The sequence below is a fragment of the Rhizobium sp. LjRoot254 genome, assembly GCF_964254105.1.
Taxonomy (GTDB): Bacteria; Pseudomonadota; Alphaproteobacteria; order Rhizobiales; family Rhizobiaceae; genus Rhizobium_E.
Genome location: NZ_CAXUSM020000001.1, coordinates 5,712,077 through 5,735,151, shown reverse-complemented (window position 1 = coordinate 5,735,151; position 23,075 = coordinate 5,712,077). Strand labels below are relative to the sequence as shown.

Annotated in this window: 16 protein-coding genes; 15 read left to right on the top strand and 1 reads right to left on the bottom strand. The window is 62.2% G+C overall.

The annotated features are described in order from the left end of the window. Positions 1-38: 38 nt before the first annotated feature. From ACSQ26_RS28250 to glgX, 15 genes are all read left to right on the top strand, one after another. On the top strand, positions 39-920 hold the full coding sequence (locus tag ACSQ26_RS28250) for a transglutaminase family protein (RefSeq protein WP_436014884.1): 882 nt from the start codon (positions 39-41) through the stop codon (positions 918-920). A 117-nt stretch (positions 921-1,037) separates the two neighbouring features. Further along, positions 1,038-2,207, top strand: a complete 1,170-nt coding sequence (locus ACSQ26_RS28245; protein WP_436014882.1) for a vWA domain-containing protein — start codon at positions 1,038-1,040, stop codon at positions 2,205-2,207. 226 nt (positions 2,208-2,433) lie between these two features. Further along, entirely contained in the window at positions 2,434-4,899 is a 2,466-nt protein-coding gene (locus ACSQ26_RS28240) for a glycogen/starch/alpha-glucan phosphorylase (RefSeq protein WP_436014880.1), read from the top strand. Between the two features lie 75 nt (positions 4,900-4,974). Beyond that, positions 4,975-7,251 (top strand): 1,4-alpha-glucan branching protein GlgB, encoded by a 2,277-nt coding sequence (gene glgB, locus ACSQ26_RS28235; protein WP_436014878.1) that lies wholly within the window; start codon positions 4,975-4,977, stop codon positions 7,249-7,251. 28 nt (positions 7,252-7,279) lie between these two features. Beyond that, positions 7,280-8,542: a glucose-1-phosphate adenylyltransferase gene (gene glgC, locus ACSQ26_RS28230; RefSeq protein ID WP_436014876.1), complete on the top strand. Its 1,263-nt coding sequence runs from the start codon at positions 7,280-7,282 to the stop codon at positions 8,540-8,542. A gap of 13 nt (positions 8,543-8,555) precedes the next feature. Next, on the top strand, positions 8,556-10,007 hold the full coding sequence (gene glgA, locus ACSQ26_RS28225) for a glycogen synthase GlgA (RefSeq protein ID WP_436014874.1): 1,452 nt from the start codon (positions 8,556-8,558) through the stop codon (positions 10,005-10,007). Further along, positions 10,004-11,635, top strand: a complete 1,632-nt coding sequence (locus ACSQ26_RS28220) for an alpha-D-glucose phosphate-specific phosphoglucomutase (RefSeq protein WP_436014872.1) — start codon at positions 10,004-10,006, stop codon at positions 11,633-11,635. The genes glgA and ACSQ26_RS28220 overlap by 4 nt, the downstream gene beginning before the upstream one ends. 97 nt (positions 11,636-11,732) lie before the next feature. Then, positions 11,733-12,476 carry a calcium-binding protein gene (locus ACSQ26_RS28215; RefSeq protein WP_436014870.1) on the top strand — a complete coding sequence of 248 codons (744 nt, stop codon included), beginning with the start codon at positions 11,733-11,735 and terminating at the stop codon, positions 12,474-12,476. A gap of 296 nt (positions 12,477-12,772) precedes the next feature. Beyond that, complete coding sequence (locus ACSQ26_RS28210; protein WP_436014868.1) at positions 12,773-13,513, top strand: metallophosphoesterase family protein; 741 nt, start codon at positions 12,773-12,775, stop codon at positions 13,511-13,513. Further along, positions 13,514-14,926: a serine/threonine protein kinase gene (locus tag ACSQ26_RS28205; protein WP_436014866.1), complete on the top strand. Its 1,413-nt coding sequence runs from the start codon at positions 13,514-13,516 to the stop codon at positions 14,924-14,926. It begins immediately after the preceding gene. Between the two features lie 75 nt (positions 14,927-15,001). After that, positions 15,002-16,060 carry an AAA family ATPase gene (locus tag ACSQ26_RS28200; protein WP_436014864.1) on the top strand — a complete coding sequence of 353 codons (1,059 nt, stop codon included), beginning with the start codon at positions 15,002-15,004 and terminating at the stop codon, positions 16,058-16,060. Continuing rightward, complete coding sequence (locus tag ACSQ26_RS28195) at positions 16,060-17,916, top strand: vWA domain-containing protein (protein ID WP_436014862.1); 1,857 nt, start codon at positions 16,060-16,062, stop codon at positions 17,914-17,916. The genes ACSQ26_RS28200 and ACSQ26_RS28195 overlap by 1 nt, the downstream gene beginning before the upstream one ends. A 158-nt stretch (positions 17,917-18,074) precedes the next feature. Then, positions 18,075-18,473 (top strand): MarR family winged helix-turn-helix transcriptional regulator, encoded by a 399-nt coding sequence (locus ACSQ26_RS28190; protein WP_436014860.1) that lies wholly within the window; start codon positions 18,075-18,077, stop codon positions 18,471-18,473. Positions 18,474-18,546: 73 nt separating this feature from the next. After that, on the top strand, positions 18,547-19,842 hold the full coding sequence (locus ACSQ26_RS28185; RefSeq protein WP_436014858.1) for an MFS transporter: 1,296 nt from the start codon (positions 18,547-18,549) through the stop codon (positions 19,840-19,842). A gap of 1,055 nt (positions 19,843-20,897) precedes the next feature. Further along, complete coding sequence (gene glgX / locus ACSQ26_RS28180) at positions 20,898-22,841, top strand: glycogen debranching protein GlgX (protein WP_436014856.1); 1,944 nt, start codon at positions 20,898-20,900, stop codon at positions 22,839-22,841. A 29-nt stretch (positions 22,842-22,870) separates the two neighbouring features. Here glgX and ACSQ26_RS28175 read toward each other — a convergent pair whose 3' ends face one another. Beyond that, complete coding sequence (locus ACSQ26_RS28175) at positions 22,871-23,050, bottom strand: hypothetical protein (RefSeq protein WP_436014854.1); 180 nt, start codon at positions 23,048-23,050, stop codon at positions 22,871-22,873. Positions 23,051-23,075: the final 25 nt, after the last annotated feature.

Genomic DNA, 23,075 nt, shown 5'->3' with positions numbered 1-23,075 from the left:
GCGACAACTTGCTCTAGGGAACGGCGTCCGGAATACCCATGCTCTACGACATCACAATGAAGATCACCTATGAATACGAGGTTGGCGCCAGCGGCGCCCGCCATGTGGTGCGCGTGCTGCCGCTGACGCTGCCGAAGGGCCAGCGGCTGATCGCGGGAACCGTCAGCGTCGACCCGCAGCCCGAGGAGCGGACCGACTTCGTGGATTTCTTCGGCAATGCCGCCTCCTCGATCAGTTTCCGCAATTCGCATCAGGAACTCGAAATCCGCATGCAGGCCCGCGTGCAGGTGGAAGCCCAGCTGCCGCTCGCCGACATCTCGCCTGTCGTCAGCGAGATCACGGAAGAGACCTTCGACTGCTGGACGCTGGAACCGGAATCGCCGCACCATTTCCTGGGCGTCAGTCCGCGCCTGCCTTATAGTGCCGATATCGCCAAATGGGCGCGCAGCCTCATCAAGCCTAAAATGAGCGTCAGGGAAGCCGCGAACAAGATCTGTTCGGCCATCCATTCCCAGTTCACCTATGTGCCCGGCGCAACCAAGGTGAACACGCCCGTGGGCGAGGCCTTCAAGCTGAAGAAGGGCGTCTGCCAGGATTTCACCCATATCATGATCGTGGCGCTCAGGTCGCTCGATATCCCGGCGGGCTATGTCTCGGGCTTCCTGCGTACCATCCCGCCGGCGGGCAAGGAGCGCCTCGAAGGCGCCGATGCCATGCATGCCTGGGTTCGCGTCTGGTGCGGCCGGACGACGGGCTGGATGGAATGGGACCCCACGAACAACATGATGGCCGGCACCGATCACATAAGGGTAGCCTACGGACGGGACTATTCAGACGTCGCACCGGTGATCGGAATCCTCAAGATCTACGGCGGCCACACGACCGACCAGGCAGTCGACGTCATCCCTGTAAGAGCTTGATTATTATCAAACAATTTCGTTCTATCTTTAGTAAAGTCCTAATACGTCAGTAAACCTGAACAAAACAAATCCCTGTTAACTTTCGCTTCACATCCAACTCGCTGGTGGGGAGCGACCATGCCTTTCAACTTTTCTTCGCATTTCTTGCGCGATTTCCTGAAAAACAGGAAAGGCAACCTTTCGATCATCGCGGCTATCGTGCTGCCGGTGGGCCTTGCGGCAGCCGGCATGGCGATCGACACGTCGAAGATGATCGCTTCGAAGGCGGCCCTTCAGAACGCGGCGGATGCCGCAGCACTGGCGGCCGCCTCGGCGCTCGCCAACAAGGACATAACGACCGAGGCGGCCGAAACGCTGGCCACGGATTTCGTCAAGGGCCAGATGGCCAACCACATCGAGGCGCCGAAAGACGCAACCGAGCAGCCGTTCGATTTCTCGACCTGCACCAATGTCGCTGTCACGCAGGAGGCCACGGTCGGCACCGCGAAGAAATACACGGTCAAGGTCGCCACCTGCTATGATGTGAAGTATTCGGCGCTCTCGGCCTTCATGGGCAGGAGCAGCGGCCGTGTCAGCGTATCGAGCACCACGCAATCGAGCACGGAGAGCAAGAACGCGCTTTCGATGTATCTCGTCCTCGACCGCTCCGGCTCGATGGCTGAATACACCAACACCGTGTCCGGCAGCTACACCTGCAGATACGGCCGCAGGACCTATACCTGCTACACCTACTACGACAAGATCACCGCTCTGCGCATAGCAGCCACAAAGCTCATGGATCAGCTCGCGACGGCCGATCCGGACACCGTGCTCGTCAGGACGGGTGCCGTTTCCTACAATAACGTCATGCAGACTCCGCTCGGTATCGCGTGGGGCGTCACCGCCGCGAAGACGTATATTTCCAACCTGACGGCGAACGGCGGCACCGATTCCGGCCTCGCGTTCAAGACGGCATACAACGCAATCAAGGCGACGACCGAGGATACCGCGCACCAGGCCAAGAATGGCCAGATCCCATCGAAATACATCGTCTTCATGACCGATGGCGACAACAACTACACCTCCGCCGACACCGAGACCAAGGTGTGGTGCGACGCGGCCAAGCTAGCGGGCATCGAGGTCTATTCGGTCGCTTTCATGGCGCCGGATCGGGGTCAGGCCCTGCTCAGCTATTGCGCCACCACCTCGGCACATTACTTCGCCGCCGAGAATGCCGAGGACCTCAACGCGGCCTTCGAATATATCGGCGAACGCGCCACCGCGACTAGCACCCGCCTGACGCAGTAACGCGAACAGCGAATTTTCAAAAAACCGCCGGCGCACCCTCGCCGGCGGTTTTTCTGTTCGCGGCGCTTGCATCTAAATCGATTAAATGTCTAAATCCCGATGAGGCGGCGCGTGAATCAAATAAACCGTTGCATGCGGTTTTGATCGATGCAAACTTGGCCTTGCTGCCGGGTATTTCTACTCCCAGGAAATATTTTCGGCCCAACAGACATGATACGGACAGGCCATGAACCAAACTTCCGCCATCAAGGAAATCCCCGTCCCCAAAGCGCGCAAATCCGATCCTACACAGCTGGCGGCGGACATCGTCGAGCGCCTGATCTACCGCATCGGCAAGGACGCCAAGGTTGCCAAGCCGCATGACTGGCTGACCGCCGCTATCCTCGTTATCCGCGACCGCATCATCGACCAGTGGATGGAATCGACCCGCAGGACCTATGAGAGCGGCGGAAAACGCGTCTATTATCTCTCGCTGGAATTCCTGATCGGACGGTTGACCCGCGACGCTGTCTCCAATCTCGGCCTGATGGAAGAACTGCGCGAAGCGCTGAAGACGCTCGGCGTCGACCTCGATGTCGTGGCAGGGCTGGAGCCGGATGCCGCGCTCGGCAATGGTGGTCTCGGCCGTCTCGCCGCCTGCTTCATGGAATCGATGGCCACGGTGGATATTCCAGCCTATGGCTACGGCATCCGCTATGTCCACGGCCTGTTCCGGCAGCAGATCGCCGAGGGCTGGCAGGTCGAACTGCCCGAGACCTGGCTCGCGCATGGTAACCCTTGGGAATTCGAGCGCCGCGAAAGCGCCTATGAAGTCGGCTTCGGCGGCGCGGTCGATTCCGTTCTCGCCCCCGATGGCGAAGCCCGATACGTCTGGAAACCCGCCGAGCGCGTGATCGCCGTTGCCTACGACACGCCGATCGTCGGCTGGCGTGCCCATCGCGTCAACACGCTCCGTCTCTGGACCGCCCAGCCGATCGACCCGATCCTGCTCGCCGCCTTCAATGCCGGCGATCATATCGGCGCGCTGAAGGAGAGCAACAAGGCCGAATCGCTGGCCCGCGTCCTCTATCCTGCCGATGCGACGCCCGCCGGCCAGGAATTGCGGCTCCGGCAGGAGTTCTTCTTCTCCTCGGCCTCGCTGCAGGATATTCTCCGCCGTCACCTCCAGCAGTATAACACCCTGGAAAACCTGCCCGACAAGGTCGCGATCCAACTCAACGACACCCATCCGGCCGTCTCCGTATCCGAACTGATGCGCCTGCTCTGCGACGTGCATGGCTTCGATTTCGAAACCGCGTTCGAGATGACCCGGAAGACCATTTCCTACACCAACCACACGCTGCTGCCCGAGGCGCTCGAAACCTGGCCGGTGCCGCTGTTCGAACGCCTGCTGCCGCGCCACATGCAGATCATCTACGGCATCAATGCCCAGGTCCTGATCGATGCGCGCAAGCAGAAGAACTTCAGCGACGCCCAAATCCGCTCGATCTCGCTGATCGACGAAGCCGGCGGCCGCCGGGTGCGCATGGGCAACCTCGCCTTTATCGGCTCGCATTCGATCAACGGCGTCTCGGCGCTGCATACCGAACTGATGAAGGTCACGGTTTTCGCCGACCTGCACAAGCTCTATCCGGACCGGATCAACAACAAGACCAACGGCATCACACCGCGCCGCTGGCTCATGCAGTGCAATCAGCCTCTGACCAACCTGATCCGCGAGGCGATCGGCGACAAGTTCCTCGACAATACCGATGAACTCAAGGCGCTCGATGCCTACGCCGACGATACCGGCTTCCAGAAGAAGTTCGCCGCCGTCAAACGCGAGAACAAGATCAAGCTCGCCCAGCTCATCCAGAGCCGCATGGGCCTCAAGCTCGATCCGTCGGCGATGTTCGACATCCAGGTCAAGCGCATCCACGAATACAAGCGCCAGCTTCTCAACATCATCGAGGCGGTGTCGCTCTACGATCAGATGCGCTCCCATCCCGAACGCGACTGGGTGCCGCGCGTGAAAATCTTCGCCGGCAAGGCGGCGCCGAGCTATCACAATGCCAAATTGATCATCAAGCTCGCCAACGATGTCGCCAAGGTGATCAATTCCGACCCCGCGGTGCGCGGCCTGCTCAAGGTCGTCTTCGTGCCGAACTACAATGTCTCGCTCGCCGAGGTATTGGTCCCGGCCGCCGACCTTTCGGAACAGATTTCCACCGCCGGCATGGAAGCATCCGGCACCGGCAACATGAAGTTCGCCCTCAACGGCGCGCTCACCATCGGCACGCTCGACGGCGCCAATGTCGAGATGCTGGAAAATGTCGGCGCCGAGAATATCAAGATCTTCGGCATGACAACTGACGAAGTCGGCAAGGCGCGCGCCGAGGGCCACAATCCCCGGGCGATCATCGAAGCCTCGCGCGAACTGCAGCAGGCGCTTCACGCCATCGGCACCGGCGTCTTCTCGCCTGATGATCCCGGCCGTTTCACGAGCCTTGTCGATGGTCTCTACCAGCATGATTGGTTCATGGTCGCGGGCGATTTCGATGCCTATGCCCAGGCGCAGCGCGAAATCGACCAGATCTGGATGGACGAGCAAAACTGGTTCTCCAAGGCGGTCCGCAACACTGCCCGCATGGGCTGGTTCTCGTCGGATCGCACGATCCGCCAATATGCGAAGGAAATCTGGAAAGCGGGCTGAACGCGGGAGGCGTCAGACGCGTTGAGCAAGGAATATCCACGCACTTAGAAAAAAACCGGGACGGGAGGGGATGCGATGGACAAGCCGGCAAAGACGAAGAAGGGGAAAGTTGAGGGACCGGTCGAGACGGTGACGACAGAACCTGACAGGAAGGCGAAGAAGCCGAAAGAGGTCAAGGATTTCCGCATCTTCAACGAAGAGATCGCGGCGATCGTCGAAGGCGTGCACGCCAATCCCTTTTCCGTCCTCGGCATCCACGAATTCGGCAAGGAGTTCGTCGCCCGCACCTTCATTCCCGGCGCCGAGGAGGTCGTGGCCTGCACGCTCGCCGACGAGGCGGTCGGCAATCTGCCCCGCCGCCACGATGCCGGCTTCTTCGAGGGCGCCGTCAGCGTCAAGAAGCGCCAGCCGCTCAAATACAAGGCCCGGAATGCCGCCGGCAGTTGGGAACTCGTCGATCCCTATTCCTTCGGTCCGGTACTTGGCCCCATGGACGACTACTACCTCCGCGAGGGCTCGCATCTCAGGATGTTCGACAAGATGGGCGCCCATCCCATCCATCACGAAGGCGCCGATGGCTTCCACTTCGCCGTCTGGGCGCCGAATGCGGCGCGCGTCTCCGTCGTCGGCGGCTTCAACAACTGGGACGGCCGCCGCCACGTCATGCGGCTCCGGGCCGATACCGGCGTCTGGGAAATCTTCCTGCCCGGCATCGGTGGTGGCGAGACCTACAAATACGAGATCCTCTCCCGCGACGGCACGCTGCAGCCCCTGAAGGCCGACCCCTTCGCCCGCCGCTCGGAACTGCGGCCCAAGACCGCCTCGATGACGACACCCGAGATCGCGCAGGAATGGGAGGACACGGCGCACCGCGACTGGTGGTGCAATGTCGATGCCCGCCGCGTGCCGATCTCGACCTATGAAGTCCATCCCGCCTCATGGATGCGCGCCGATGGCAACGAGATGCTCTCCTGGGACGAACTCGGCGAGCGGCTGATCCCCTATGCCGTCGAAATGGGCTTCACCCACATAGAATTCATGCCGATTACCGAGCATCCCTACGATCCGTCCTGGGGCTACCAGACAACGGGTCTCTTCGCGCCCACCGCCCGCTTCGGCGAGCCCGAAGGCTTCTCCCGTTTCGTCAACGGTGCTCACAAGGCGGGCATCTCGATCATTCTCGATTGGGTGCCGGCGCATTTTCCGACCGACCAGCATGGCCTGCGCCGTTTCGACGGCACCTCGCTTTATGAACATGCCGATCCGCGCCAGGGTTTCCACCCCGACTGGAACACCGCGATCTACAATTTCGGCCGCAGCGAGGTCAAAAGCTTCATCATCAATTCCGCCCTCTACTGGGCCGAGAAGTTCCATGCCGACGGCATCCGCGTCGATGCCGTCGCCTCGATGCTCTACCTCGATTATTCCCGCAAGGAAGGCGAGTGGGTGCCGAACAAATATGGCGGCCGCGAAAACCTCGAAGCCGTCGAGTTCCTGCAGGATATGAACCGCCATCTCTATGGCTCGCATCCCGGCATCATGACCATCGCCGAGGAATCCACTTCCTGGCCCAAGGTTTCTGCCCCCGTCCATGACGGTGGCCTCGGCTTCGGCTTCAAGTGGAACATGGGCTTCATGCACGACACGCTGACCTATCTGGCGCGCGAGCCCATCCACCGCAAGCACCACCACCATGAGCTGACCTTCGGCCTGCTCTATGCCTTCTCGGAAAATTTCGTCCTGCCGCTCAGCCATGACGAAGTGGTGCATGGCAAGGGTTCGCTGATATCAAAGATGGCCGGCGACGACTGGCAGAAATTCGCCAATTTGCGTGCCTATTACGGCTTCATGTGGGGCTATCCCGGCAAGAAGCTCTTGTTCATGGGCCAGGAATTCGCCCAGTGGAACGAATGGTCGGAGGCAAAGTCGCTCGACTGGCACCTGCTCGATTTCCCCAACCATGCCGGCATGAAGGACTTGGTCAAGGACCTCAACCATCTCTATCGCGACAAGCCGGCGCTGCACGCCAGGGATTGCGAGGGCGAAGGCTTCGAATGGTCGATCGCCGACGACTTCGAGAACTCGGTCTATGCCTGGATCCGCAAGGCACCGGGCGAACGGCCGGTCGCCGTCATCTCGAATTTCACGCCCGTCTATCGCGAGAATTATACGGTGCCTTTGCCCGCCGAGGGCAAATGGCGCGAAATCATGAATACGGATGCGCATCACTATGGAGGCTCCGGCAAGGGTAATGCCGGGGAGGTGACTGCGCGCCGCGAAGACAGCGGCCGCATCTCGGCCGTCTGCGTTTTGCCGCCGCTCGCAACCGTCTGGCTCGAGCTCGCGGATTGATCAAGGCATAACAGAGGGAGGACAACCCATGACAGAAAAGAGAATCCAGCCGCTGGCCCGCGATGCCATGGCCTATGTTCTCGCCGGCGGGCGTGGCAGCCGCCTCAAGGAACTCACGGACCGGCGTGCCAAGCCCGCGGTCTATTTCGGCGGCAAGACGCGCATCATCGATTTCGCGCTGTCCAACGCCCTGAATTCCGGCATCCGCCGCATCGGCGTCGCCACGCAGTACAAGGCGCATTCGCTGATCCGCCACCTGCAGCGCGGCTGGGACTTTTTCCGCCCCGAGCGTAACGAGAGTTTCGATATCCTGCCGGCCTCCCAACGCGTCTCCGAAACCCAGTGGTATGAGGGCACCGCCGACGCGGTCTACCAGAACATCGACATCATCGAGCCCTATAACCCGCAATACATGGTCATTCTCGCCGGCGACCATATCTACAAGATGGACTACGAGCTGATGCTCCGCCAGCACGTCTCGACCGGTGCCGATGTCACCATCGGCTGCCTCGAAGTGCCGCGCATGGAAGCCGTCGGCTTCGGCGTCATGCATGTCGACAAGACTGACACGATCATCGATTTCGTCGAGAAACCCGCCGACCCGCCCGGCATTCCCGGCAACGAATCCATGGCGCTCGCCTCCATGGGCATTTACGTCTTCCACACCAAGTTCCTGCTCGACCTGCTCAGGGCCGATGCCGCCGATCCCAACTCGTCGAAGGATTTCGGCAAGGACCTGATTCCGCACATCGTCAAGAACGGCAAGGCCGTCGCCCACCGCTTCAACGAGAGCTGCGTCCGCGCCGAGATGGAAACCCAGGCCTACTGGCGCGACGTCGGAACCGTCGATGCCTATTGGCAGGCCAATATCGACCTCACCGACATCGTGCCGGAACTCGATCTCTACGACAGCGAATGGCCGATCTGGACCTATTCCGAACTCACCCCGCCGGCCAAATTCGTCCATGACGAGGACAAGCGCCGCGGCTCGGCCGTCTCCTCGCTGGTCTCGGGCAATTGCATCATTTCGGGCGCTGCGATCAACCGCTCGCTGCTGTTCACCGGTTGCCGCGTCAATTCCTATTCCGCGCTCGATCATGCGGTGGTGTTGCCTGAGGTGACCGTCAACCGACGCGCGCAGCTGAAGAACTGCGTGGTCGATCGCGGCGTCATCATCCCGGAAGGCCTTGTCGTCGGTGAGGATCCGGAACTCGATGCCAAGCGCTTCCGCCGTACCGAGACCGGCATATGCCTGATCACCCAGACCATGATCGACAAGCTGGGAATGTAGGGCCGATGCAAAAATGAAAGTCCTCTCCGTCGCCTCGGAAGTCTTCCCGTTGATCAAGACCGGCGGGCTTGCGGATGTCGCGGGCGCGCTGCCCATCGCGCTCGCGCCGCTGGGCATCGACATGCGCACCCTGATGCCGGGTTACACGAGCGTCCTTGCCAAGCTCGGCACCGCGCGCATCGTCTGCGAGATCCCCGATCTGCTCGGCCATCCCGCGACGCTGCTCTTCGTCGAGCATGCCGGGCTTTCGCTTTACATCATCGATTGCCCGGATTTCTACGACCGGGACGGCGGACCCTATGTCGATGAAACCGGCAAGGACTATATCGACAACTGGCAGCGCTTCGCGGCGCTGTCCCGCATCGCCTCCGATCTCGCCAACGGCATCGATCCGGATTGGGCGCCGGATATCGTGCATGGCCATGATTGGCAGGCGGGGCTCGCGCCCGTCTATCTCAAATATTCCGAGGTCGGCCCGCACACGCCCTCGGTGCTCACCATCCACAACATCGCCTTCCAGGGCCAGTTCTCCGCCCAGATCTTCCCCGCGCTCGACCTGCCGCTCGCGGCCTATACGGTGGACGGCGTCGAATATTACAGCAATATCGGCTATCTTAAGGGTGGGTTGCGCACTGCCTGGGCACTGACCACCGTCAGTCCGACCTATGCGGAAGAGATTCTCGAACCGCAATTCGGCATGGGCCTCGAAGGCCTGATCGGCGAGCGCGTCGCCGATCTCGTCGGCATCGTCAACGGCATCGATGATGATGTCTGGAACCCTGAGACCGACAAGCATATCGCCGCGACCTATAACGGCGTCAGCCTTAAGCGGCGACGGGAAAACCGGATGGCGCTGGTCCACCGTTTCGGCCTCATTGCCAATGACGGCCCGATCTTCTGCGTCGTATCCCGCCTCACCTGGCAGAAGGGCATCGATCTCATCATCGAGGCCGCCGACGAGATCGTCGCGCATGGCGGCAAGCTCGTGGTCCTTGGCTCTGGCGATCCGGTGCTTGAAGAGGGCATGCTGGCGGCAGCCGCCCGCCATCCCGGCAGCATCGGCGTGGTCTTCGGCTATGACGAGCCGCTGTCGCATCTCATGCAGGCCGGCTCGGATGTGATCCTCATTCCGTCCCGCTTCGAGCCCTGCGGGTTGACCCAGCTCTACGGCCTGCGCTACGGTTGCGTGCCTGTCGTCGGCAAGACCGGCGGCCTCGCCGATACGATCATCGACGCCAATGGCGCGGCACTCACCGCCAAAGTCGCCACCGGCATCCAGTTCTCGCCGATCGACCGGCACGGCCTGTCGCAGGCGCTTCGCCGCACCTTCCGGCTGTTCGAGGACGACGCAGTCTGGAACGCACTGCAGAAGGCGGCGATGAAATCGGACGTTTCCTGGCAGACCAGCGCCAGCCAATATGCCAACCTCTACAAGACGCTTATAAACAGGGTTGCCGTTTTATGATCAACACCGTTTCGACCACCCCCTATTCCGACCAGAAGCCCGGTACATCTGGCCTGCGCAAGAAGGTGCCGCATTTCCAGCAGACGAATTATGCCGAGAACTTCATCCAGTCGATCTTCGATTCGCTCGAAGGCTTTGTCGGCCAGACCCTGGTGATCGGCGGTGACGGTCGCTACTACAATCGCGAAGTTATCCAGATCGCCATCAAGATGGCCGCCGCCAATGGTTTCGGCAAGGTCATGGTCGGCCAGGGCGGCATTCTCTCGACACCCGCCGCCTCCAATCTCATCCGCAAATACCGCGCCTTCGGCGGCATCATCCTCTCGGCCTCGCACAATCCCGGCGGCCCGACCGAGGATTTCGGCATCAAGTACAACGCCTCCAACGGCGGCCCGGCACCGGAAAAGATCACCGATGCGATCTTCGAGCGCTCCAAGATCATCGACAAATACCTGATCTCCGATGCCGAGGACGTCGATCTCGACGTGCCGGGCACCAAGCAGGTCGAGGATATGGAAGTCGCGATCGTCGATCCGGTCGAGGATTACGCGGCGCTGATGGAAACCCTCTTCGACTTTCCCGCGATCAAGGCCAAGATCGAGGGCGGCTTCCGCGTCGTCTTCGATGCGATGAGCGCCGTGACCGGCCCCTACGCCAAAGAGATCCTCGAAAACCGCCTCGGCGCGCCGAAGGGCTCTGTCCTCAACTTCATCCCCCTGCCCGACTTTGGCGGCCACCACCCCGATCCCAACCTCGTTCACGCCAAGGACCTCTACGACCTGATGATGTCAGGCGACGCGGCACCCGATTTCGGCGCCGCGTCCGATGGCGATGGCGACCGCAACCTGATCATCGGCAAGGGCATCTTCGTCACCCCGTCGGACAGCGTCGCCATGCTCGCCGCCAACGCCCATCTCGCGCCCGGCTATGCCAAGGGCCTCGCCGGCATTGCCCGCTCCATGCCGACCTCCGGTGCGGCCGACCGCGTTGCCGAAAAGCTCGGCATCGGCATCTACGAGACGCCGACCGGCTGGAAATTCTTCGGCAACCTGCTCGACGAAGGCATGGCGACGATCTGCGGCGAGGAAAGCGCCGGCACCGGCTCCAACCATGTCCGCGAGAAGGACGGCCTCTGGGCCGTCCTGCTCTGGCTCAACATCCTCGCCGTCCGCAACGAGAGCGCCAAGGACATCGTCACCAAGCATTGGGCCGCCTTCGGCCGCAACTACTATTCCCGCCACGACTACGAGGAAGTCGCGACCGACGCCGCGAACGCCCTGGTGGATAACCTCCGCGCCCAGCTCGCCACGCTACCCGGCAAGAGCTTCGGCGACCTCAAGGTCCGCGAGGCCGACGACTTCGCCTATCACGACCCGGTCGACGGCTCGATCTCCAGGAACCAAGGCATCCGCATCCTGTTCGAAGGCGGCTCCCGCGTCGTCTTCCGCCTCTCCGGCACCGGCACGTCAGGCGCTACGCTCCGCGTCTACATCGAACGCTACGAACCCGACGCCTCCCGCCACGACATGGACACGCAGGAAGCCCTCGCCGACCTCATCGCGGTCGCCGACGAGATCGCCGGGATCAAATCCCGCACAGGCCGGGACAAGCCTAGCGTGATTACCTGAGCGGGATTTTTATCCCTGCTTCGCCGGGCCACGGCCGGAATCCCTATTCCGGCCCGCCCAAAAGTCCGGCGGCGGCATGCCGAAAGGGCTTTGACGCATGGTGAAACTGGTTCACACCTATGGCCTGCAGGATGCCCTGCTATCCTCCTTCTACGAAGAAACCGACGTCAGCCTCACGACGCATTCCGGCCGGAGAGCCGTGCTGGAATTCGCCAACGGCTATGAGATCGACCTGGTTGGCGAGCGCATGACCTATGAAGGCCTCGCGATCACCAGCGGCAAACTCGATACCGTCGTCTTCCGCGACCCGCAGGGCAATACCATCGCCTCCGCGACCGATCTCAAGAGCTTCTCGGCGTTTTCCATATACGACATCATCGCCAATCAGGCCGATGTCGATCTCCAGCCGTTTCTCTTCAAGGGCGACGACTTCATCTTCGGCTCGGCCGGCAACGACATGCTGCACGGCTACGGCGGAAACGACAATCTCAAGGGTAACAACGGCGACGACATGATCAGGGGCGGCGGCGGAGCGGATATGCTCAACGGCGGTCGAGGCCTCGACACGTTCGACGGCGGCGTGGGCGCCGACACCCTTGTCGGCGGCACAGGCGCCGATACATTCGTCGGCAGCGCCTCCATGGGTCACGATGTCGTCAGGGATTTCAACTGGCAAGGCGCCGGCCACGACTGGATCGAGAATGCATCCGGCGTCGATGCCACATGGGCGAAGGACGGCCACGATATCCTGATCCACTTCGGAGCCGATGACACGATGCGGCTCTTGAACGTCAAGGCATGGCAGTTCTCCGATGATTTCATCGTCAGCGAGATCGTCTGACGACGGGTTATCGACGGCGACACGCTGCGGCAAGCCGTTTCCAGGTTCAAAAAAAGGACCCCGCCCCAACCCCTCCCCACAAGGGGGAGGGGCTTACATCGCCTCGCCCTCCCCATTCCCAATCACCGTTTCCACTCGCCGCAGCGTCTCGATGTAGCGATAGGCGGCGCAACACGTTAAGCCCCTCCCCCTTGTGGGGAGGGGTTGGGGCGGGGTCTTGAACCTATATCTCATCCCTCCGTCCAATAGCCCTCATCCCCCGCCAATGCTAAACTCAATCGGGAGGAGAACTCACCGTGCGCATCGCCGTCCTGTCCGACATACACGCCAATCGCGAGGCCTTCACCGCCTGCCTCGCCGCCATCGAAGCCGCGCGCGCCGATCGCCTCGTCATCCTTGGTGACATTGTCGGCTATGGCGCCGATCCCGTCTGGTGCCTCGACAAGACACGTGAACTGCTCGCTGCCGGCGCCATCGTCCTGCGCGGCAATCATGACGACGCCGTCGCGACATCCACCCAGTCGATGAACCTGAATGCGCGGCTGGCGATCGAATGGACCCGCAACCAGCTCTCCGCCGAGGACCGCACTTTCCTGGGCAACCTGCCGATGCAGATCGCCGAGGATGACCGCCTCTATGTCCATGCCAGCGCCAACGCGCCGGAAACCTGGCACTACATGCTCGGCGCCGATGACGCTCGCGGCCATTTCCTGTACACCGATGCCGCCGTCAGCTTCTGCGGCCACACCCATCAGCCGGCACTGTTTTCGGCCTCGCCGGCCGGCAAGATCACGGCATTCACGCCGGGCGCCGCCGAGCCCATCCCGCTTGCCCTGCAGCGCCAATGGCTCGCGGTTGTGGGATCGGTCGGCCAGCCGCGCGATGGCAATCCCATGTCCGCCTGGGCGCTTTACGATACCGAAACTCGCACCCTCCGCTTCCAGCGCATCCCCTATGACATCGAGGCCGCCGCCGCCAAAATCCACAAAGCCGGCCTGCCAGAAGCACTCGCCGAACGTCTCTTCGCGGGATATTGAATGGCCAAATCCGCACTCACCAAGGGCGACATCATCGACGGCTTCGTCATCGGCGACCTCGTCCACAACGGCGGCATGGCGCGCCTGTGGAGCGTCAGCAAGGCTGATATCGATATGCCGCTCCTGATGAAAGTGCCCCGCATCGGAGAGGGCGACGATCCAGCCGCGATCGTGAGCTTCGAGATGGAGCAGATGATCCTGCCCAAGCTCTCGGGCCCGCACGTTCCCCAGTTTGTCGCCAACGGCGATTTCGCCGCCCAGCCCTATATCGTCATGGAGCGCATATCAGGCTCGTCGCTCTGCCCCTGGCTGGAGGTGCTGCCCCGCACCGACGAGGAAGTCGCCACGCTGGGTGCCAAGATCGCCGACGCGCTCGACGCGATCCATCGGCAGAGCGTCGTCCATCTCGATCTCAATCCCTCCAACATCGTCTTCCGCGACACCGGCGAAGCCGTGCTGATCGACTACGGCCTCGCCTGCCACATCCACATGCCCGACCTGATGGCCGAGGAATTCCACCTGCCCTATGGCACCGCGCCCTACTTGGCGCCCGAGCAGGTCATCGGCCGCCGCACCGATTTCCGTTCCGATCTCTTCGCGCTCGGCGTTCTGATGTATTTCTTCGCCACCGGCGAGCAGCCCTTCGGCGACCCTGAAAGCATGCGTGGATTGCGCAGGCGGCTCTGGCGCGACCCGTACCCGCCCCGCGCGCTGAGGCCGGACATCGCGCCGGCGCTGCAGGAGGTTATTCTCCGCTGCCTTGAGGTCAAACCCGACCGGCGCTACCAGACCGCCGCCCAGATCGCCAACGATCTCCGCGACCTCCGGCAGGTCAAGCTCACCGCCCGCGCCGAAAAGCTCCACCGCGATCCGTGGACCGAAGTCATGCGGCGCCGCTTCAACCCCGAGCCGCTTGGGCTGCACAAACCCGCCGTCATCGCCGGACAATATGCCGATGCGCCGATCGTGCTCGTGGCGATAGACCTCGACAATGCCACGCCGGAACGCCACGCCATGCTCAGGCTGACCACCCAGCGCATCGTCGAAAAATCGCCACACGCCCGCATCGCCTGCCTCAACATCCAGCGCATCAACCGCATCAATCTCGACACGTCACTCGATGACGCAGGCCACAACAAGCACGTCGCCCGCCTCGTCCAGCTCAAGGGCTGGGCGCAGCCGATCAAGGCACCGGAAGGCGCCATCACCTACCACGTCATCGAAGCCGTCAGCCCGGCATCCGCCATCCTCGATTTCGCTCGCGCCAACAAGGTCGACCACATCGTCATGGGCGCCCGCGACAGTTCCACACTCCGCTCCCTGATCGGCAGCGTTGCCGGCGAGGTAGCCGCCGAGGCGCCATGCACCGTGACGGTGGTGCGGAGGCGGTATTCTGCGACACCACCAGAGTAGAGACTGGGGCGAGCCGTTTACAAAACAGCCGCCAGATGGAATACAGGCTCATCAACTCAACGTTGCCGAGTGTTCATGGAAGCCGCACAGTCTCTTACGCCCTCGACCCTGACACCGTTTCTGCTCAACGTCGCACCCGTGCTACCCGTCTTCATCTGGGGTCCGCCGGGGATTGGAAAATCTGCGCTCGTGCGGCAATTCTCGGAGAATGTCGGCCTGCCCTGCGTATCGCTTCTCGGCTCCCAACTTGCACCGGAAGATATTATCGGCGTGCCTCAGATCATCGACGGCAAGTCGCGTTTCTGTCCGCCGACGCTGATCGCGCGCGACGAGCCCTATTGTCTGTTCCTTGATGAATTGAACGCCTGCTCGCATGAAGTCCAAAAGGCGTTCTATTCGTTGATCCTCGATCGGCGCATCGGCGAGTTTGACCTGCCGGCTGGAACGATCATCATTGGCGCGGGCAACCGGGCCGAAGACGCAGCCATCACCAAGCCGCTCTCGTCCGCGCTGATCAATCGCCTCGTCCATGTGCAGCTTCGGGCATCGGCGCGCGATTGGCTGTCATGGGCCGGCGATGCCGGCCTCCATGACCTGGTGCTCAGTTACGTGACGTTACGGACCGATCATCTATGGTCGCGTCCGCCCAAGCACGAAGAGCCGTTCTCGACACCGCGCAGCTGGGAAATGCTGTCCAATGCGCTTTTCGGTTATGGCCCGGCGATTACGCTGGAAGAGGTCGAAGTGCTTTCCGCCGGCCTGCTGACGCCGGCGCACGCACGCCAATTCGTGACCTTTGTGAAAATCCAGCACCGCAGGCACGAACTCGCAGCGATCCTGAAGGGCGATGCGGGCTGGCCGGAAAGGCCGGATGAACGCGATATCCTTTATTTCCTCGTCCAGCAGTTCCGCGACCGGCTGATCAAGGAATTGCCTGAAGATGAAGGCAAGGCCGGCAGCGAGACCAGGCAACTTGCCACCCGTGGCAAGGACCTGATCGTGTCGCTGGCGCGGATCTCCACCGAACTTGCCCAGTTGGTAGTCACCGAAACCGAAAGCGGCGCGAGCCTGCCGGCCTGGTACACCATCGAGCTTGCCAAGGCCCTGCCGCGTCTTGCTGCCCGGCGTGCGTGATGAAGAAATCCCGGACTCAGCCCAAGGAGAACCTGCAAGCGATTGCCGGAGCCGCCGAAATACTCAAGGCTCACCCACTCTTTGCGCGCCTGGAGATGAGTTGCACGGCAGCCAAGGCGGAATCTGATTTCGCCACCAACGCATTCGCGCGCCTTGTCATCGCCCGATGGGCAACGTGGTCCGGCGAGTTTTCCTGCCGCGTTGAACTCAATGCGTGGCGGCGTCTGTCGCCGCCCGAATGGGCCAATGTCATCGCCCAGGCAACCTTGCATCACTATTTTTGCCATCCTGATCCGGAAAATCGCGATCAAGTCTACAGCACCGCCTGCTCCGTCCTGGCCTATGACTTCCTCGAGACGATCGGCTGCGGGCTGCGGCCGTCGGAACTGCAGCCCGCCCAGCCGCCGAGGCTTGGCCACGACCTGCCCACCGTGCTCCGCGCGTTCGAGCGCGATCAAAGCCTCTTGTCGCAATTTGACTGCCTCAATCTCAATGGACCCGGCGCGAGCCCCTTTGTCTTCGATGGCGAGCCGCCGCCGATCTCGCCCAAGGATCGGAGGCAGCGAGAGGAAGCGCTGGCCGCCGCCATCCGTGCGAGTGTCGTACAGGCAATCGACAAGGCTGGTGCGGCCGCGAGCCACGCCATCCGTCGCAATCCGAATTCATTCGCCGGGCGCGCCCGATCGTGGTTCATCGCCAGCTATCCGCTTCTCGCCTCGCTCGCCGCCGGTTTTGAGATCATCGAGGATGAAGCGATCTGCAAATCGCTGGATATCTCGATCGCGGCTGTCGATAGCGAGCTTTGCCGCATCTATATCAATCCGCTGTTTGCTTGGACTTACGAGTCGATGAAATTCGCCATCGCCCATGAATTGCTGCATGTAGGCCTTCGACACGAACCGCGCCGCCAGGGCCGTGACCCGTATCTCTGGAACGTCGCCTGCGATTACGTCATCAACGGCTGGCTCGTAACAATGGGCATCGGAACGATACCGACCGGCGATCTTCTGCTCGATCCTGAACTCGGCTTCGAACGCGAGTCGGCGGAAGCGATTTACGACCGGATCGTCTCGGACCTTCGAACCATGCGCCGGCTGGCCAAGGCTCGAACAATGGCGGGCAAGGGATTGCCTGATATGATCAGCAAGCGCCCGGCGGCATGGTGGAACGGCCCGGGCGTCGATCTCGATGAGTTTTATCGCCGGTCGCTTTATGATGGGCTCGATCTGCAGCTTTCCCGCACCGGACGTGGGCTGCTGCCGGGCGAGCTGGTCGAGGAGATCCGCGCGCTGCATCACCGTCCCATTCCCTGGGATGTCGCGCTCAGCCAATGGCTGGATAATTTCTTCCCACCCATCGAGGCGAAGCGATCCTTCATGCGAGCCAGCCGCCGGCAATCTTCCGCTCCTGATATCCCGCGGCCGGTCTGGCTTCGGCCCGAGGAACAGAGGAAGGCACGTACCTTCGGCGCGGTCCTCGACACGTCGGGCTCCATGTCGCCGCGCTTGCTGGCGAGAGCCCTGGGGGCGATCGCCAGCTATGCCGAGAGCCGCGACGTGCCGTATGTGCGGGTCATGCAATGTGACGCCGGTGTCCACGATATGGGTTACGTGGCACCGGAAACGCTGATGGGACGGGTTGAGGTCAAAGGCCGGGGCGGCACCATCCTGCAGCCGGCAGTGGACCGGCTGCAGAGCGTGGATGATTTCCCCCGTGATGCGCCGTTTCTGATTATTACCGACGGCAGCTGTGATGTCCTCACCGTCAGACGGGAACACGCCTATTTGATGCCGGAAGGCTGCAGGTTGCCCTTTCAGACGGCGGCACCCCGGTTCGCACTCGAAACCGAGAGCTGACGATGGCTCAATAGCGTCGCCGACATCGCCACGAGTCCCTTCTCCCCGCGAGCGGGGAGAAGGTGCCGGCAGGCAGATGAGGGGCAAACCCCAATATCAGCCATCCCCCAAAGAACCCCTCTTGCCAAACCCGCGACATGCGGGTATATACCCGTACCATGTCGAACGCTTGCTACTGCATCGTCCTCCGCAAGGCCTCGCGCCGCATCTCCGCCGTCTATGACGAGGCGCTGGCGCCTTATGGCATCAATATCGCCCAGTTCTCGGCCATCCGCAACATCATCCGCCACGAGCCGATCTCGCTCACCGATCTCGCCGACAAGCTCGATCTCGATCGCTCGACTGTCGGCCGCAACATGAAGGTGCTGGAGCGCATGGGTATCGTCGCCACTGCCACCGGCGCCGACCACCGCGAAGCGGCGCTGTCGCTCACGGCGGAAGGCAAGGCACTGCTCGTGAAGACCGAACCCATCTGGCACGATGTCCAGGTCCAGATCGAGGACCGTCTCGGGCCCGAACATTCCCGGCAGTTGAGCGAACTGCTCGAAGCCATCTGATTTTTTGACTTCATTGCGGGTATATACCCGCAAATTCCAACAGCCGCGGCGCGGCGCATGAGAGGTGACTTACATGATTTCCACACGGCTTGCCGCCACGCTCGAGCGCCGCCGGATCCATTACGGCTGGGTCGTCGCGGCCACCACCTTCCTCACCATGCTGGCGACCGCCGGCGCCATGGGCTCGGCCGGCGTGATGATCGAGCCGCTTCGTACCGAATTCGGCTGGACCACCGCCGAAATATCGTCCGCCATGGCGATCCGTCTCGTGCTCTTCGGCCTGCTCGGTCCTTTCGCCGCCGCCTTCATGAACACTTTCGGCATCCGCCAGGTGGTCTCGACCGCACTGATCATGATATCAGGCGGCATCGTCGCCTCGCTGTTCATGACCGAGCTCTGGCAATTGATGGCTCTATGGGGCGTCGTCCTCGGCGTCGGCACCGGCATGACGGCGCTGGTGCTTGGCGCCACCATCGCCACCCGCTGGTTCTCCGCCCGCCGCGGCCTGGTCGTCGGCCTGATGACGGCGAGCAACGCCACCGGCCAGTTGGTCTTCCTGCCGCTGCTCGCCAGCCTCACCGAGGTCTATGGCTGGCGCACGGCGCTCACCTTCGTCACGGTTGTCATCGTCGCCGCCATGCTGCTGGTGCTCTTGCTGATGCGCGATTACCCCGCCGATGTCGGCCTGCCCGCCTATGGCGACAACAACGTCACGCCGCCCCCGGCCCGCAACACATCCTTCGCGCAACTGGCGCTCTCGCCGCTCGCAGCCCTCCGCGATGCCTCGAAGACCGCGACCTTCTGGGTCCTGTTTGGCACCTTCTTCGTCTGCGGCCTCTCGACGAATGGCCTGATCCAGACCCACTGGATTTCCATCTGCGGCGATTTCGGCATCGCGCCGGTCAGCGCCGCCGGCACGCTCGCGGTCATCGGCATCTTCGATTTCATCGGCACCGTCTTCGCCGGCTGGCTGTCGGATCGCTATGACAATCGCTGGCTGCTGTTCTGGTTCTATGGCCTGCGCGGCCTGTCGCTGGTCTATCTGTCGCTGTCCGGTTTCTCCGTCGTCGAACTCTCGGTCTTCGCCGTCTTCTACGGCCTCGATTGGGTCGCGACCGTTCCGCCGACCGTCAAGCTCGCCGCCGAACGTTTCGGTTGCGAACGCGCAGGCCTGGTCTTCGGCTGGGTCTTCGCCGGCCACCAGCTGGGCGCGGGTACCGCAGCCCTCGGCGCCGGCATGCTCCGCACCGACACGCTGACCTACATGCCCGCCCTCTATATTGCCGGCATTGCGTGTGTCGTCGCGGCTATGTCGGTGCTGTTTCTCACCAAGCCGAAGACAGCGGCGCCGGTGCCGCAAGCTGCTTAAGTCTAAGAAAGACCCCGCCCCCACCCCTCCCCACAAGGGGGAGGGGCTTAACCCAGCGCACCCTCTTCACTTGAACCGAACCGCTTCTGCACGCATCGACGTTGCATTGGGCAGCAGGAGCGCTCCGGGTTGGCCCCTCCCCCTTGTGGGGAGGGGTGCGGGGCGGGGTCTTTCTTGAACGACAGCGAAGCACGCACGTTTATTTTCGTCGCACCAAATCAATCGCTCACATCTCAATATAGGAAAACATTCCTCATCCATCTTCCCAAATCCCCAACTCCGTGCCATACTCCCTGCCGTTCCGTATCGGCTACACCCTGAGGCGTCAGGGCGAGGCGGGACCGGTGACCTTCATGGAGAAGAGACGTAAGTCTCCATGCGGGGCGTCCGAGAGAAGGGCCAGCCCTCTGGGCCGAAGCCGCAAGGCCTCGACCCGGACGCACATTGGTCATGTGCACATGCCCGTTCCCCAAGGCTCCTCAAAGGCTGCGGGACAACGGGCGCAGAGCTGGCGAGTTCTAGGATGGAGCACACCGCTTGACGGGGCACGGCGACGTGTCTTAACCGGCTGCCGCGAGGCGGCCTATTACCTTGGCACGGAGACGTGCCCCGGCCGATCCTCTTTGCCCAAGCGAAGGGATCGGGGACGTGCATGGTCAAGACACGGGGCGGAACGGCTCGCGTGAATGCGGAGATGTGTTTTGAGGGAAGATGGGACAATCATTTTCGTCGCGGCCAGTTCGCCCCCCTCTGCCCTGCCGGGCATCTCCCCCACAGGTGGGGAGAATGGCAGGCGGCACGCTCATTGCCCCAATTGATCAGTCGTTGCTTAGCACTCGACATTCGATTTTGGGCAGGGTTGGCGCCTCTAGCCATTCTCCCTCCTTGTGGGGGAGATGCCCGGCAGGGCAGAGGGGGGTGCCGCGAATGCCCATATGACTACTGACTATTCGCTACTCGCTGCCCCACCCCTTGTCACAAACTATTCGCTTCCCTCTCCCGGCGATTTCATTAACATTCGACCTCCAAGCCTTTGACCCCGCGAGTGCCCGTCCATGCCCAAACCCGGCGTTGCCATTACACCGCAAGGTGTGGATTTTACGATCTTCTCCCGCAATGCCAGCAAGGTCGAACTCTGCCTTTTCGCCGATCGCGGCGGCCATGAAATCTGCCGCCTGCCGATGGACCGCCAGGACGATCACACCTGGCAGATCAACGTGAAAGGCGCCCATGCCCGCATGCATTACGGCTACCGGGCGCACGGCATCTACGCACCCGAACATGGCCAATGGTACGATCCGTCAAAGCTTCTGGTCGATCCCTACGCGGTGATCCTCGACCGTCCCTTCACCTATTCGCCCGACCTCTCGACCTACGGCACCGAGACCGAGGACCTGGTACCCAAATCGGTCATCACGACGCTCGAACCGGTCGCCCATCAGCCGGCGCGGTTCCATGAAGGCGGCCTGGTTTACGAGGTCAATGTCCGCGCGCTCACCATGCGTCATCCTGATATCCCCGAGGCCGAACGCGGCACGATCAAGGCGCTCGCCCATCCCGCCATCATCGCCCATCTCAAGCGCATCGGCGTAACCGCGGTCGAGCTGATGCCGATTACCGCCTGGATCGACGAGCGCCACCTGCCGCCGCTCGGGCTCAGGAACAGCTGGGGCTACAATCCGATCGCCATGATGGCGCTAGAGCCGCGCCTCTGCCCCGGCGGCATCACCGAGCTGGCCGAGACAGTCGCGGCCCTTCACGCGGAGAATATCGGCGTCATCCTCGATCTCGTCTTCAACCACACCGGCGAGAGCGACCAGCTCGGAGCGACCGTCTCGATGCGTGGCCTCGACAGCCTCACCTATTATCGCGCTCCGGAGGGTCATCCCGGCCTGCTGGTCAACGACACCGGCACCGGCAACACGCTCGCCTGCGACAACCCGGTGGTCCGCGAACTGGTGCTCGATACGCTCAGGCATTTCGTGACCTTTGCCGGGATCGACGGTTTCCGCTTCGATCTCGCCCCGATCATGGGCCGCGATATCCATGGCTTCTCGGCGAGAGCCCAACTCATCACCGACATGATCGAGGACCCTGTGCTCGCCGATCGTATCCTGATCGCCGAGCCCTGGGATATCGGCTATGGCGGCTACCAGCTCGGCAACTTCCCCGATCGCTTTCTCGAATGGAACGACTGGGCGCGCGACACGCTGCGCATGTTCTGGCGCGGCGACGGCCACAAGATCGGCGACCTCGCCACCGTGCTCGCCGGCTCGTCGCATATCTTCCAGAAGAACGGCGCGACCCGCACCCGCACCGTCAATTTCGTCGCGGCCCACGATGGTTTCACGCTCCGGGACCTCGTCTCCTTCGAGAAAAAGCACAATGATCTCAACGGCGAACATAATCGCGACGGCCACAACGAAAACTATTCCTGGAACAACGGCGTCGAGGGTGAGTCCGAGGATCTGGTCACGCAGAAGCGCCGCCTCGCTGACGTCAAGGCCCTGCTTTCCACGCTATTCGTTAGCCGCGGCACCGTCATGCTGATGGCCGGCGACGAATTCGGCCGCACCCAGCAGGGCAACAACAACGCCTATGCCCAGGACAACGAACTGACCTGGCTCGACTGGCCGCATGCCGACGAAGACCTGATCGCCCATGTCGCGGCGCTGTCGGCGATCCGCAACCGCTTCGTGGTGTTTTCCGAAACCCATTTCTTCGGCGAAAGCGACGAGGTGACATGGCTGAGCCCGCGCGGCGAACCGATGGAAATCCCCGATTGGGAAGACACGTCGAACGGCTTCCTGGCAATGCTCCTCAGCACCACCGATCGCGAGACCGGCGCAGCCTGCCGCCTCGCCATCGCCTTCAACCGCACCGAGGAATCCCGCCGCTTCGCGCTCCCCGGCGGCGCGAAGAAGTGGAAGACCCTGCTCGGAAGCGGGCTGACGGTGGATGCGCGCTCGGTGGCGGTGTTTTTGGGATCGGGGGATTGATGATGTCTCGAGCGGCGGATATCGAACGCCTAATCGCCGCTCTTATAACCCTCTGGAAAAATATCCGGCTCGGGCATTGGCAACTCATTTTCAGTGCCCCAGGATTCCATCCATCGATCAACAGCTTCCTGCGACACGAAGATACCTTTGTCGGCCTCGGCAAGCGCGGCTTCGATTGCCCCTTGCATCGCGGTCTTGGCATTTTGCATCGACGGCAGTCCCCGATTGCTTGTC

Coding starts and splice junctions, on each gene's coding strand:
- ACSQ26_RS28200 (WP_436014864.1), top strand. CDS start 15,002: ATGGAAGCCGCACAGTCTCTTACGCCCTCGACCCTGACACCGTTTCTG.
- glgX (WP_436014856.1), top strand. CDS start 20,898: ATGCCCAAACCCGGCGTTGCCATTACACCGCAAGGTGTGGATTTTACG.
- ACSQ26_RS28205 (WP_436014866.1), top strand. CDS start 13,514: ATGGCCAAATCCGCACTCACCAAGGGCGACATCATCGACGGCTTCGTC.
- glgA (WP_436014874.1), top strand. CDS start 8,556: ATGAAAGTCCTCTCCGTCGCCTCGGAAGTCTTCCCGTTGATCAAGACC.
- ACSQ26_RS28175 (WP_436014854.1), bottom strand. CDS start 23,050: ATGCAAAATGCCAAGACCGCGATGCAAGGGGCAATCGAAGCCGCGCTT.
- glgB (WP_436014878.1), top strand. CDS start 4,975: ATGGACAAGCCGGCAAAGACGAAGAAGGGGAAAGTTGAGGGACCGGTC.
- ACSQ26_RS28215 (WP_436014870.1), top strand. CDS start 11,733: ATGGTGAAACTGGTTCACACCTATGGCCTGCAGGATGCCCTGCTATCC.
- ACSQ26_RS28195 (WP_436014862.1), top strand. CDS start 16,060: ATGAAGAAATCCCGGACTCAGCCCAAGGAGAACCTGCAAGCGATTGCC.
- glgC (WP_436014876.1), top strand. CDS start 7,280: ATGACAGAAAAGAGAATCCAGCCGCTGGCCCGCGATGCCATGGCCTAT.
- ACSQ26_RS28245 (WP_436014882.1), top strand. CDS start 1,038: ATGCCTTTCAACTTTTCTTCGCATTTCTTGCGCGATTTCCTGAAAAAC.
- ACSQ26_RS28240 (WP_436014880.1), top strand. CDS start 2,434: ATGAACCAAACTTCCGCCATCAAGGAAATCCCCGTCCCCAAAGCGCGC.
- ACSQ26_RS28190 (WP_436014860.1), top strand. CDS start 18,075: ATGTCGAACGCTTGCTACTGCATCGTCCTCCGCAAGGCCTCGCGCCGC.
- ACSQ26_RS28250 (WP_436014884.1), top strand. CDS start 39: ATGCTCTACGACATCACAATGAAGATCACCTATGAATACGAGGTTGGC.
- ACSQ26_RS28185 (WP_436014858.1), top strand. CDS start 18,547: ATGATTTCCACACGGCTTGCCGCCACGCTCGAGCGCCGCCGGATCCAT.
- ACSQ26_RS28220 (WP_436014872.1), top strand. CDS start 10,004: ATGATCAACACCGTTTCGACCACCCCCTATTCCGACCAGAAGCCCGGT.